General features: G+C 39.8%; 10 protein-coding genes and 1 tRNA gene. 4 read left to right on the plus strand and 7 right to left on the minus strand.

The features are described from left to right. Positions 1-13: 13 nt before the first annotated feature. Together BGP15_RS12800 and BGP15_RS12805 are read right to left on the minus strand one after the other, a co-directional pair. Positions 14-2,137 (minus strand): cation:proton antiporter, encoded by a 2,124-nt coding sequence (locus BGP15_RS12800; protein ID WP_286769734.1) that lies wholly within the window; start codon positions 2,135-2,137, stop codon positions 14-16. 115 nt (positions 2,138-2,252) lie between these two features. Beyond that, positions 2,253-3,470 (minus strand): ABC transporter permease, encoded by a 1,218-nt coding sequence (locus tag BGP15_RS12805; protein WP_286769735.1) that lies wholly within the window; start codon positions 3,468-3,470, stop codon positions 2,253-2,255. Positions 3,471-3,621: 151 nt separating this feature from the next. Between BGP15_RS12805 and fmt the strand changes: the two genes are divergently transcribed. After that, the gene (gene fmt / locus BGP15_RS12810) at positions 3,622-4,539 is read left to right on the plus strand and encodes a methionyl-tRNA formyltransferase (RefSeq protein ID WP_286769736.1); all 918 of its coding nucleotides are present in this window, start codon (positions 3,622-3,624) and stop codon (positions 4,537-4,539) included. Here fmt and BGP15_RS12815 read toward each other — a convergent pair. Continuing rightward, entirely contained in the window at positions 4,536-4,757 is a 222-nt protein-coding gene (locus BGP15_RS12815) for a helix-turn-helix domain-containing protein (protein ID WP_046675813.1), read from the minus strand. The genes fmt and BGP15_RS12815 overlap by 4 nt on opposite strands. A 389-nt stretch (positions 4,758-5,146) precedes the next feature. Here BGP15_RS12815 and BGP15_RS12820 point away from each other — a divergent pair, with 389 nt between their 5' ends. Beyond that, complete coding sequence (locus BGP15_RS12820; protein WP_028068906.1) at positions 5,147-6,007, plus strand: sigma-70 family RNA polymerase sigma factor; 861 nt, start codon at positions 5,147-5,149, stop codon at positions 6,005-6,007. 129 nt (positions 6,008-6,136) lie between these two features. Here BGP15_RS12820 and BGP15_RS12825 read toward each other — a convergent pair whose 3' ends face one another. Then, a complete protein-coding gene (locus tag BGP15_RS12825) occupies positions 6,137-8,992 on the minus strand; it encodes a M16 family metallopeptidase (protein ID WP_286769737.1) in 2,856 nt (951 codons plus the stop codon). A 244-nt stretch (positions 8,993-9,236) separates the two neighbouring features. Here BGP15_RS12825 and xerD point away from each other — a divergent pair, with 244 nt between their 5' ends. Beyond that, complete coding sequence (gene xerD, locus BGP15_RS12830; RefSeq protein ID WP_070569672.1) at positions 9,237-10,139, plus strand: site-specific tyrosine recombinase XerD; 903 nt, start codon at positions 9,237-9,239, stop codon at positions 10,137-10,139. A gap of 278 nt (positions 10,140-10,417) precedes the next feature. After that, a tRNA-Arg gene (locus BGP15_RS12835) sits at positions 10,418-10,489 on the plus strand. Positions 10,490-10,534: 45 nt separating this feature from the next. Here BGP15_RS12835 and BGP15_RS12840 read toward each other — a convergent pair. The 3 genes from BGP15_RS12840 to BGP15_RS12850 form a co-directional block, all read right to left on the minus strand. Beyond that, entirely contained in the window at positions 10,535-11,614 is a 1,080-nt protein-coding gene (locus BGP15_RS12840) for an acyl-CoA dehydrogenase family protein (protein WP_286769738.1), read from the minus strand. Next, on the minus strand, positions 11,601-12,218 hold the full coding sequence (gene pnuC, locus BGP15_RS12845; RefSeq protein WP_286769739.1) for a nicotinamide riboside transporter PnuC: 618 nt from the start codon (positions 12,216-12,218) through the stop codon (positions 11,601-11,603). The genes BGP15_RS12840 and pnuC overlap by 14 nt, the downstream gene beginning before the upstream one ends. A gap of 215 nt (positions 12,219-12,433) precedes the next feature. Continuing rightward, positions 12,434-13,933, minus strand: a complete 1,500-nt coding sequence (locus BGP15_RS12850) for a malate:quinone oxidoreductase (RefSeq protein ID WP_070569666.1) — start codon at positions 13,931-13,933, stop codon at positions 12,434-12,436. Positions 13,934-14,024 lie beyond the last annotated feature (91 nt).

The raw sequence follows: 14,024 nt of genomic DNA on the forward strand, positions 1-14,024 counted from the left end.
TAACGGACAATAACTATCCCTTATTAAACATATTTCCGATTTCTTTGCTAATTTTTCTAAAGATTGGTGCAGCTTCAACATCTTCATATTCGTCGATGTGCGCATTTTCCACTCTACTAGGAAACACTAAAACAAGATTTTCGTTTGCATAAATACGATCTAATTTCTTTGCTACTCCATCCAGCGAATCCCGATAGGAAACTTCTCCATTTCTAGCCGACACAAAAATAAACATCGCATCCTCCTCCTTAAACGCTTTAAGGCCCTGTAAATTGTCCCAGTTGTCGTAATGTTTGAATGTGACAGGAACAGAATTTTTCAATTCGACGAGATGTTCTTCAATGGCAGCGGCAGAACGTGTATCAACCACAAAAGTGATGGACAGGGATAATTCCTGGGCAAACTTAACTACCTTTTCCAGCCAGTATTCGAAACCAAATTCCGCCTCGCACATCGGTGGTGCAAAAACGACAATCGACTTATTCGAAATAAAAGGTTTTTTAAAATGACATAACATCACATTAGCCGAGGTTCTATTTAAAATACTTTCCGTTTTCTCCCCGACAAACTTATCCATAAAATTGGCCGCACTTGGCCAGCCTAAAACAATACAATTGGCAGAAACCTCTTTTGCCGAACGTGCAACCCCGCTGGCAATGTTTAAATCTATAGTAGCACTTATATTCACATTTGTTTCACTACCCGAAGCATACCTGACCATATTGTCCAGGTTCTTCCGTGCTTTGGACATGTTTAATTGTGCCTGTTCATTATCTTTCACAACGGACACAATATTGACAGGATAGGAACATTTCTTGCTTTTAATATAGGTTGAAAAATCCAAAATCGGCTCCATATTATCCATATTAGCGATAGAAATCAAGATGTTTTCATCTTTTTCCTTTACCACATCAGTATGTTCTTCGTCCTGTTCGCCATCCAGAACCACTTTACGTGAGGCATTTCCCGTCACCACCGTGGCGACAATGCAGGTCACCAAAATCAGCAGAATCGTACCATTAAGCACATTCTCATCGATAATGCCGTTCTTATGTCCAACCATAATAACGGCCAGTGTTGCCGCAGCATGTGCACTACTTAAACCAAATATTAGGTTACGTTGACCACGGCTGTATTTAAAAACGATCTGTGTCAGCCAGGCGGCCACATATTTTCCGACGATAGCCACAACGGTCAGTGTTCCGGCAATAATAAGGGCCTGCGGCCCTTTCAAGATCACGCTGACATCGACAATCATGCCCACAGATATCAAGAAGAAAGGAATAAAAATCGCATTACCGATAAACTCGATCCGATTCATCAAAGCCGAAGAATGTGGAATCAGTTTATTGAGGGCCAGACCGGCCACGAAAGCCCCAATAATCGGCTCAAGGCCGGCAATTTCTGCCAAAAATGCCGCAAAAAACACAACCGAGAGAACGAAGATATAATTGGACGTCTTCTCACTCCCCAAGCGCTCAAAAAACCATTTCGCGATCCTCGGAATAACACCAAACATGATAAACAGAAAGATAGCAAAGGAAATCGCCAGGGTAATCCAAAATTCATTACCTATATTTCCCTGAGAAACGCCGGTAATTACAGCAAGAATAATCAGCACGGCCGTATCGGTCAGGATTGTTCCACCGATCGTAATCGCAACGGCCTCCATTTTTGAAATACCATAGCTATTGACGATGGGATAAGAAACCAGCGTATGGGTAGCAAACATGCTTGATATCAATAAACTCGGCAAAACATCGTAACCCAATAAAAAGTGACAAACGGGATAGCCAATACTGATCGGCACGATGAATGTCAAGAAGCCAAAGAGCAAGCTCTTATTTTTTGTCTTTTTAAATTCATTCATGTCCAACTCGAGCCCGGCAATAAACATGATATAGAGCAGGCCTATTGTTGAAAAAAGCGTTATGGCCGAGTTTTTTTCCAGCCAATTTAGTCCATGCGGCCCAATAATAACGCCGGATATAATTAATCCTATAATCCCCGGAACCTTAATCGGTCGCAGTACAATCGGTGATAACAGGATAATAAAAAGTACCAGTGAAAATATAAGTACAGGATTTTGTAAAGGTGCTTCAAAGGCGTGGGAAATATGCTCAAAAGTTTTATTCATATGTGCTTGTATACTAGCCGTAAAATATAAATACTTATTTTTCTATACAGCTCGAAAAATAGTTAACAGCATTAAAAATACGATTTTTTAAAGAAAGCGAAGCCTAAAAAGAGTGTTACTTAAAAGAAATGGCTTTAATCGGACTAATTTTGGTAATTAGCATTGACGGAATAAATAAAGAGATCATTCCGATAAACACAACAGCCAAATTGACAAGAATCACATCAGACCATTGAAGTTGAACGGCCACATAGGAGATATAGTAGGTCTTCTCATCCAATTTAAAGAAATGGGTAAAATCCTGAAAAAAGTAAAAACCGAGGCCAATAAGATTACCGATTAACAATCCGAGGCCGATCAGGTACAAGGCACTGTACATGAAGACGCGGCGAATTCCGGCATTGTGATACCCCAACGCCTTTAAAATACCGATCATTGAAGTACGCTCAAGAATGGTGATCAGCAAGGCGGAAATCATATTGATAATAGCCACGACCGTCATCAGTATAAAAATGATTTTGGTGTTCATATCCAGCAGTTCCAGCCATTGAAAAATATCGGGAACCTGATCCTTGATATTAATTGCCTGCATATCGATAGGCAACAGATCTTCAACCTTGTTTGTTGTCCGTTCGAGCTGACTAAAATCTTTGATCCGAATCTCATAGCCTCCTACCTCATGATCATCGAGGTTGCTCAGTTTGCGGATGACATTGAGAGACCCGATTACATAGACCTTATCTAATTCTTCAGAGCCTGTATTAAAAATGCCCTTAATGACAAATTTACGTTTGCGTATAGGATCCTGCACGAAATACATAATAAAATCGTCACCGACTTTTAAGAGCAATCGATCTGCGAGATACTTAGAGACTAAAATTTGATTATCGGCATTATCCGATTTAAAGTCTATCATATTCCCTTCCACCAGCATACGTTGAAACGGCTGCTGATTGTACAATGAATCGATACCCTTGAGAACCACGCCTTCCACTTCATTGTTGACATTGATGATTCCGGCCTTGGTTGCAAAGGAACTGATGGAATTGACTTGAGGAATCGCCAATATGGACTTGCGGACCTCCGGTGCAAGTGATATGGGCGAATTTTCGTAAGACTTATTCAGGTCGTAACGTAAAACCAATACATCGGCAAAAAAACTCCGTTGCTTACTGATAATCTCTCCCTTAAATCCGCGCAATACCGCAATAGATATAATAATCGCTGCAATAGCAAGAGCAATGGCACCAATAGTCACCCGAACGATCAATTTTGAGAACGTTCTTTTTCCAGAAAATGCGATCCGATTTGCTAAAAAATAAGGAAAATTCAAGCTTTCAATATATTTATGTAACTTCGCAAAGTTATAAAAATTTGTTATTTACAAAACTGAAATGACAAATTATTAGGCGTTTTTCAGTAGGCTATTCAACGAGGAGGCCCCTGCACTGGTTTAAAGAGTTTTATAAAAATTTTCAAGTATTATGCGTATTATTTTCATGGGTACTCCCGATTTTGCTGTAGCTTCACTTGAAGCACTGATTCAGTCTGGCGAACAAGTTGTCGCTGTGGTTACTGTACCGGATAAACCTGCAGGACGCGGACAAAAAATACATGAATCTGCGGTGAAAATATTTGCTAAACAACATAACATCCCAGTTCTTCAACCCGTGAAACTTCGCGATGAAGCATTTCTGAATGACCTCAAAAGTTTTCAGGCGGACCTACAGGTTGTGGTGGCATTTCGTATGCTACCTGAGATCGTCTGGAATATGCCTAAATTTGGAACGATCAACGTCCATGCCTCACTCCTTCCACAATACCGGGGTGCAGCACCGATAAATCATGCCATCATCAATGGAGAGAAAGAATCGGGCGTAACGACATTTTTACTACAGCACGAAATCGATACGGGAAACATCTTATTGTCGAAGAAAGTTGCCATCAAAGAAACAGATAACGCCGGTGATCTTCACGATAACCTCATGGTGGCTGGAGCAGAAACGCTCCTTCAAACCATCCAGCAATTGAAGGCCGGAACCTTGCAGCCTAAACCTCAAGACGTCCTTCTCACCACGGAGCCGCTCAAACATGCACCAAAAATTTTCAAAGAAGACTGTAAAATAAACTGGGATCAGCCCACTGCGCAGGTTTATAACTTCATTCGCGGTTTAAGCCCTTATCCAGCGGCATTTACCCTCTTAAATGATAAGGTACTAAAAATCTATCGCACAGAAAAAGAGCTTGCCCATACAGCTACAATACCGGGAACCGTAGAAACTGACAAGAAAAGTTTCTTAAAAATTGCGACACAAGACGGCTATATTGTCATTTCTGACCTTCAACTCGAAGGCAAAAAAAGAATGAATGTAGTCGATTTTTTAAAAGGCTATCGATTTTAACCTTTTTCATCACCACCATCATAATATTGCAGCAGATCACCAGGCTGGCAGTCTAGCGCTTTGCATATCGCTTCAAGAGTATCTAATCGCAATGCCTTCGCCTTTTGATTCTTGATGATTGAAAGATTGGAAAGGGTAATTCCGACGTTGTCACTCAATTGGTTAAGCGACATCTTTTTCTCTTTCATTATTTTATCCAAGTGAATTAAGATTGGCATAATATAATTTTTATTCTTTTAAATTTATTTAATGTCACTAATAAAACAAAAGATCCATCTTTTTGTTTTATCATAAAATTATCATTTTAAAATAAATTTGAGGAATGCATGGTGCATAATAAATCAGCTGCCGACGAGTTAAATTGTTTAGAACAATAAAAAAAATTAAACCTTTTAGCTCTTTAAATATCAAACAGTTGAATATTACAGCAACAGATAAGAGGAAAAAAAATATTAAAATGGAATAGTTTTTGATGATTAAAAATTGAAACTCAAAAAAGCCTAACTCATTAAATATGAGTGGCTAGATAATCAATTTTCCATTAATAATTCAAAAATTTTTCGTATTTTCGCAAACATTTCTTAGAGAGGAGAATTAATAAAAATTAATGAGACAGCTCAAAATTACACAATCTATCACCAATCGTGAGTCACAGTCTTTGGACAAATACTTACACGAAATTGGTAAAGTAGACTTAATTACAGCAGAAGAAGAAGTAGAATTAGCACAGCGTATCCGCGAAGGCGATCAAGTTGCCTTGGAAAAATTGACTAAAACCAACCTTCGTTTCGTAGTATCAGTAGCAAAACAATATCAAAATCAAGGTTTAACCTTAGGTGATTTAATCAATGAAGGTAACCTGGGCTTAATTAAAGCAGCTAAACGTTTTGACGAAACAAAGGGGTTTAAATTCATTTCTTATGCCGTTTGGTGGATTCGCCAATCTATTCTTCAAGCAATTGCTGAACAATCGCGTATCGTACGTCTGCCATTGAATCAAGTTGGTTCATTGAGCAAAATCAGTAAGGCTTTCTCAAAACTAGAACAAGAATACGAACGGGAACCATCTCCAGAAGAATTGGCGGATATCCTTGAAACCACAGTAGACAAGGTTTCGGATACGCTAAGCAACTCTGGCCGTCACGTATCTATGGACGCTCCCTTTGTTCAAGGTGAAGAAAACACACTTTTGGACGTTTTGGAGAACCATGATCCAGACACAGACAGTTCTTTGATTGATGAATCTCTGTCAGAAGAAATCAAACGATCATTGGCAACATTAACAGAAAGAGAACGTGAAATTATCGTGCTTTTCTTTGGCTTAGGTTCCAATCACCAATTGTCGTTAGAGGAAATCGGAGAAAAATTCAATTTAACACGTGAGCGCGTTCGTCAGATCAAAGATAAAGCTCTTCAACGTTTGAGACACACTTCAAGAAGCAAAATCTTAAAATCCTATTTGGGTTAACAAGAGATACTTATTAGACATTTTGGCAATCCCAATCAGAAATGGTTGGGATTTTTTGTTCCTAATTTTTGGCCAATAAAAAAGGGTTGCCTACTACGCAGGCAACCCTTCTATTTTCCAGGACTCCTGTTATTTAGAATCCGGCATCAAAATAAATTCAAAAAGTCGATCTCTTTTCAAATATTTTCCGGCAACATCCTGCACCGACTTCGAAGTTACCTTCTTCAAATTGTCTATTCTACGTGTATATCGTGCAAGATCAAGATCATTCTGATAAGAACTTGATATATAATTCAGCCAATAACCATTTTCACGAAGATTTAACTCATTTTGTCGCTGCTGTTCTGCTAGGAACTTTTCGATATCTCCATTTTCAGGGCCTTTTTCCTGAATCTTTTTTACTTCATCCAAGGCCGAAGTGATTAAAGCATCAGCCTTATCTACTGCCGAACCAAAACCAATGGAAAAAGCATAACGTGCTTTTGGCAGCTTACTGAAACTCGCCCGAGCGCCCACGCCGTAAACTCCACCTTCTTTTTCACGGAGTCTTTCCAACAATTTGATCGTCAACACACTCTCCAAGGCTTCCATATTCACATTTTCAATTTCATTATAGGTATAGTCCCCATAGTAGGCCAATTGCGTACTTGCCTTCTCCTCTTTGCCTTTATGAACAACTACGCGCTCGCCCTTGCTCGGCTCCAGAATATTTAAATCCTTGTAGCTTTCTCCTCTTTTAAGGGCCGGCAATGAAGCCAGGTAGGTTTCTAAATAAGGCTTGATCTGATTCTCGTCAAATGACCCCACAATTGTAAACACAAAATCCGAAGCATCAGCAAATCGTTCTTTGTAAATTGCCAAAGCACGTTCCCGATCAATTTTATTGATCGTTTCTACCGTTGGGTTTTGCCGGCGGACATTGTTGCCATAAAGCACTTCTTTCACTTTATCCGAGAATACATTATTTGGATTGCTCAACCTATTTTCCAAAGATCCTTTTGCCCGGGTCATGGTACTCTGGAAAATATCCTGATCCAATCGAGGCTCGGTAAAATAACCATAAATCAATTCAAAAGCATTCTTCAAGCCTTCTTTATCTGTACTACCTGAAATACCTTCGTAACGTTCGGAGATATACGGAGAGATGGAGACATCTTTTCCTGAAAGATACTTCGTAAGCTCAACGTTGTTCATTTGTCCAACGCCGCTTGCATCAATTAAAGAAGACGCATTGGAGGCTGAGAAGTAGTCTGCATCACTATAGCCTGATGTTCCACCCGGACTATACGCCATAATCTGTATCTCATCATTTTTAAAGTCCGTAGGCTTTAAGATTACTTTCACACCATTGCTTAAGATCAATTCTTTCGCTTGAACGGCGTCAATACTTTTTGACGATACAACAGTGCCTTTTACGGGCTCTTTTGAAAGCAAGGGAAGATTGGAAACTTTATCTTCATATGCTGTCACGGGACTCTCTTCCACTGCCTTTACCCAGCCCATCACGGTAGACTCAGCGGGTAAATTGGCCTTATCCTTTTCTGGCCCCATAACTAAAACATCGCGATTCAGATCGGTATAATATTTTTTCACCAAACCATTCACTTCCGACAGTTTCAAGGTTGGTAACAGCTGTTTTGTCAAACGATAAGCGTTTTCATTACTTAAAGCAGGTTCATCATCAATAAAATAATTGAGATAACGGTTTACATAGCTATCCGACTTCTTTTTATCACGCTCGATAAATGACATCTCGTTACCCTTTTTCATATCGGCGATGGCACGATCCAACTCCGTCTGTGTAAAACCGTATTTTTGAATGCGCTCAAATTCGGTTAACATCGCTTTAAATCCGGATTCCAACTCGCCTGGTTTAGGCACTACCAACAATGAAAAAGTATTAAGGTTAGCAACAAAATCGCTGATACTTCCACCTGCCTGCATAAAAGGAGGGTTCGGTTGTTGCATCAATTCAGAAAAACGCCCCGCGATCATCTGATTGAACACATTCTTCAACAGCTCGTTTCTGTAATCTCCTACCGTGGAAACCTTTTCTTTTTCGCTTTTGATCAAAATCTGTGCAACAGTGTAGGGCAGTTCCGGATCTGAAATAGCCAAGAACTGGTTCTTGTTTAACAGATCGACCCGATATTTTTTACGCTCCAATGCTTTTTTGGGCATTTTCATATCGGAAAACAATACTTTCACCCTTTCTTCCATCTCCTTGGGATCAATATCTCCAACGATGATCAGGGCCTGTAAATCCGGGCGATACCAGTCTTCATGGAATTTGCGTATTTCTGTGTAGGGAAATGTTTTCAGTATCTGTTCAGTTCCGATCGGCAAACGCTTGGAGTAAAGGGAACCATTGAGCAACATCGGAAAGTATTGATCCTGTAAACGCTGCTGTACTCCTCTTCCACCTCGTTTTTCTTCGAGAATAACACCCCGTTCTTTATCAATTTCTTCGCCATCCAACAAAGCGTCCTGAGCCCAATCGCGCATTACCTGCAAACCATTTTTTAAAAGTTCAGGATCGTCAGAAGGAATGGGCAGCTGATAAACGGTCTGATCAAAGCTGGTATAGGCATTGAGGTCCGATCCAAATCGAACCCCCGCTTTCTGCAGGTAGTTAACCAATTCATTCTTTGGAAAGTGCTTCAGGCCATTGAAGTTCATATGTTCTAAAAAATGGGCCAAACCAAGCTGTTTTTCATTTTCTAGAATAGAGCCGGCCTTCATGCCCAAATACATGGTAACACGACCTTTAGGCTCGCTATTTTTACGAATAAAGTATGTAAATCCATTTTTCAGTTTCCCTGTGATGACTTCATTATCGAAGGGTAATTTTTGATTCAGGGCCAAACTATCTTGGGATAGAATCGCGCGCGCTTCCGCAGTTAACGTGGTTGGCATTTTTGCTTCTGCTATATAGAACGTAGCCGGTAATAGAAAAGCTAATGCGAGTGGTTTAATGAATTTCATACAAAAAAATGTCTTTTTTCAGTTATTTTTGCTAATTGTTTTATATTAGGGTAAACGGAACAGGAGATCAATTGTCCCGATAAATCGTAAAATACAGATTAATACTTTTTTCATTATCCAAGGAGGAATCGGGACCCGCTATAAGGGAACGTCTCTTTGTATTACTTATAATCTGTAAAAATTCCACTTAAAAATACAGAATAACTTTCGAAAAGAACAACAGTTAATTGTAATTTTGTTGCAAATGGATTTTGAAAACTGGACTGATATAAAAAAAGAATTCGAACAATTCTTAAAGTTCGAAAGAGGCTTAAGCGTTAATTCAATTGATGCTTACTTAAATGACGTATCCAAATTTCAGATCTACTGCGAAGACAATCATTTGGTTTTAAATACTGTAACGAGAAAAAATATACAGGAGTTTTTGGCTTGGTTGCAGGAGTTTAATATTTCACCCTTCACACAATCCAGGCTGATCTCTGGCCTGAAGACTTTCTTTAGCTTTTTGATGATCGAGCATGAATTCGTCCACAATCCGACAGATCTTCTTCAGGCGCCACGCTTGGCACGCAAGCTGCCCAGCGTTTTGAGCATACATGAGATCGATCAATTGATCGCGGCAATCGATCTTTCTTCACCCGAGGGTGAGCGCAATAAAACGATCATCGAAATCTTATACGGATGCGGTCTCCGTGTTTCCGAACTTGTCACACTCAAGATATCGAACCTTTTTTTAGATGTTGAATTTATCAAAGTTGAGGGCAAGGGAAGCAAAGAACGCCTCATTCCAATTGGTCAACACGCCATTAAACACCTCCGTATCTACTTAGAAACGATCAGACCTCATATCAAGATTAAGGCCGGAAATGAAGATATTGTATTCCTCAACAGAAGAGGCGCCGCATTATCTCGGGTAATGATATTCCTGATCATCAAAGAACTTGCCTTAAAAATCGGTTTACAAAAAACCATCAGCCCACATACCTTTAGGCATAGTTTTGCATCACATTTAGTGGAAGGCGGGGCAGATCTAAGAGCTGTACAAGATATGCTCGGTCATGAAAGCATTACCACGACCGAAATATACACACACATCGATAGGGACTACCTTCATTCCGTTATTACGCAATATCATCCACGGTCGTGATGAATGTCCGATCACCTTTTGCCAGCTCGGTCATCCAAATGAACTATACTGCTTTATTCAGGGGCAATCGTGCTAGCCTCCTCTCATTCCACATTGCCCGCCCGATGCTAAGCATATATGGAAACTATTATAGCATTGACGTAAAAAAATAGAGAATTGACAAAAGCTAAACGCTAAAATACTGACGATAAGATGCCTTAAAAATTGATTGCTAAAAGATATAATTTTATCACAAAGATTGTTTGTAAGATCTAGAAAATAGTATATCTTTGCCAGACGTTCCCGTAGTTCAATGGATAGAATTTCAGATTCCGGTTCTGACGATGTGGGTTCGACCCCCGCCGGGAACACATCCTATTTAACAACAAAGACTATCCTAGGATAGTCTTTGTTGTTTAGAAGCTCTTTTGCAATAACTTGTGTTGCGAAGCCGTAAAAATATTCCGGAAGATGATATTGATTTCATGGTCAATGGCGGCCCCCGAAATTCCGGTGTGTGGATAGAGTCTTATCGTATTTGTTAAGATAGATTCCACAAAATCTCTACTTTGTATCCCTATCTGTTCATAAATCGCTGCATTATCATTTCCATCGTGAAGATTTTCCCAAGAAAGAGCGGCCAAATTCATGATTGCTTCCCTCCGATTAACATAATCTTGCTGAAATTCATCGAGTACCCTAAACGCTTCTTTACTTTCAGTCTTCTCCCATTTGGATTGATTGCTTTTTAACACAAATAGTTTTTCGATTAAATCCAAAAAGCGCTTATACATTCCCGTAAAGTTGGCCAGTAAAGTCAATTCCGCAAAAGGCATAAAGGGATATTGATACAACAGCTCGCGACGTGTACTTTTTGCCGCATCAATCTCAAAAGACTGCCTGCTATCAACGAGAACGTCTTCCAGCGAAAAAGAATGCGAAGCTGTAGCTTCCAATCCAAATGTATCCCAGTCATAGTGAATCAGTACATGATCCCGATCGACAAAAAATGATTTTATCAGCGGTTCACCTTTTTCGTCCAAAACGGGTTTTCCCGCCTCCTGAATTGCGGCATTTAATGTGAAGTGCGTTAAATGTGGCGCTCCGGTAGCATATCTCCAGAAACCACGGAGTCGATAGTGGTCCCCTTCACGCGTAGCAGTACCAGATGCCTGTCCACTACCTCCGAAACAAACCCGATCCGTTTCGAAAATTTGATTTCCTATAAGGGGATCAATAAAACCGACAAACAGATTTGCTCCTGAACATAAGGTTACTGTCCAGGCTAATCCCCCATCCCAATAAGCCAGATCAGCCAATAAACTGAGTCCTTCAGGTACACTTAACCCCAATCCACCTAATGCACGGGGAACCCAAATCTTAAACCACTTCCGACGGTAAATCAGCTGCAATTGTCCATCTGGCAACGTTTTCTGCTGAATTCCTTTTGCCTGATTATCTTTCAGTATAGCGATATCTTCGCTATTGAATTGCATATCTTTCTTCACGTATTATTCTCCTCCAATTAAAATACCCACTAAATGCCATAACAAATAAAAATAACGTCAAGCCCGAATAAAGAAACAGCCCTTTATGGATCAGTAAAGGAATTGCCATCAGATTACTGATATTCAACAATATCCAGTTTTCTATCTTCCGCTTTGCCAATAACCACATCCCTGCCCAAGCTGTACAGGAAACTGCAGAATCCCAAAGCGGTACATCAGAATCTGTTAAGTGTACCAATCCGAAATAAAACAACAGAAAACCGACAGCACATATGCCACCTACTATCCACCATTCTTTCGGCTCAAAGTGTGTTATGGGCGTAGCTACATCACGACTATATTTCCAATAGATCCAGCCATAGATGCTCATGATCAAATAATAGAGATGTAGCAATATTTCGGCATATAGTTTCGCATGGAATAATACGTAAACAGAAATTAAGATACCAATAATCCCAAAAATGTAATTGATCGATTTATTTTGCCGGGAAAACCAAACTTGTAAAACACCAAAGGATACCCCTAACCATTCCGCAATGGTGGCCTGTTGAATCTGTTTTACAAAAGCTTCGAAAATTGTTTCAGAAGTCATCGCCTTGTTTATTATATCGTGTCATTCATAATAAACCTATGGGAGAGAAACGGCTATTTTTTATTGAAATTAAATCCCTACGCCAGCATTACCTGGATCAGGTATATAAAAGCGATTGTACAAGGAGGTACAATCGCTTTTATTGGGTATAATCTCAGCCGAGAATGACCATGGTCATTCCAAGCACCCCATAAGTATATTTTCGGTCGAATTGATTATTCTATATCAATCAATTTCAACGCTTTGTGCGTACGCGTACGCGTTTCTTTACAAAGTTGCGCATCATCGTTCAATGATTTCCCGTGTGAAGGGATCATTTCACGTAGTTTTTTACGGTATTCATCTGATTTGGCACGTTCAGGGAAACATCTCTTCAACAAGCTGATCATAATAGCTACTGACGTCGAAGCTCCAGGAGAAGCTCCTAATAGCGCAGCAATAGAACCATCGGCACTCGAAACGACCTCTGTACCAAATTCTAAAATTCCACCTTTCTTTTCATCTTTCTTGATGACCTGAACACGTTGTCCTGCTTTCTCGATAACCCAATCCTCCAATTTAGCTGTAGGCATAAATTGTTTTAAAGACTCCAGTTTATCTTTTGGTGACTTCATGACTTCAGTAATAAGATACTTCGTCAACGGTAAGTTGTCAAGTCCGGCTGATAACATCGGACGGATATTGGACAATTTGATAGAAGCCGGTAAATCGAAGTAAGACCCCTGTTTTAAGAATTTAGTTGAGAAACCTGCATATGGTCCAAACAATAACGCTTGCTTGCCATCAATATAACGTGTATCTAAGTGCGGTACAGACATTGGAGGCGCACCGACAGAAGCTTTACCATACACCTTCGCATGGTGTGTATTAATGATCTCTTCATTCACACAACGCAGCCATTGGCCTCCCACCGGGAATCCGCCATAGCCTTTCGCTTCGGGTATTCCAGATTTTTCCAACAATAACAACGAGTGCCCACCGGCTCCAATAAATACAAATTTTGCCTTGATTTCTCGCTTTGTTCCTGTCTTTAAATCTTTGACTTCCACTTCCCAGCGACCGTCATCTTCACGTTCGATGTCAATTACTTCGTGGTTTAAGGAAATCGAAATATTTTCTTTATTTTCAAGATTAGCGATCAAATCACGTGTCAACGACCCAAAATTTACATCAGTACCCAGATCCATTTTTGTCGCAGCGATTTTTTCGTCTGCCGCACGTCCTTCCATCATCAATGGAATCCACGATTTCAACAATGCTGTATCTTCGGTATATTCCATCCCTTTGAACAAGTTTTGGGTCGTTAGTGTTTCCCATCTTGTCTTTAGAAATTTAGCGTCTTTTTCACCAAAAACCGCACTCATGTGTGGAATACTACGGATAAAATTTTCAGGTTGGGCAATAATGCCTTTATCAACGAGGTAGGACCAAAATTGCTTAGAGACTTCAAATTGCTCGGCAATTTTCACTGCTTTATCAATCTTGACAGAACCATCTTTCTGTTCGGGGGTATAATTTAACTCGCATAAAGCAGAGTGACCCGTGCCAGCATTATTCCATGCGTCAGAACTTTCAGCAGCCACAACATCCAAACGCTCAAGAATTTCAATATTAACGTCTGGGCTTAATTCATTGATTAGAGTACCCAAAGTAGCACTCATAATACCGGCGCCGATCAGAACAACGTCAACTTCTTTATTTGATTTTTTGCTCATGTTTTTGTGATTGATGCAAATTTAATATAGTTTTTGGTAAACGTCCAAGTCTTTTGTCAAAAAACTGTACTTTTTAGAACCACTTATTCAA

Source organism: Sphingobacterium sp. 40-24 (assembly GCF_001899705.1).
Taxonomy (GTDB): domain Bacteria; phylum Bacteroidota; class Bacteroidia; order Sphingobacteriales; family Sphingobacteriaceae; genus Sphingobacterium; species Sphingobacterium multivorum.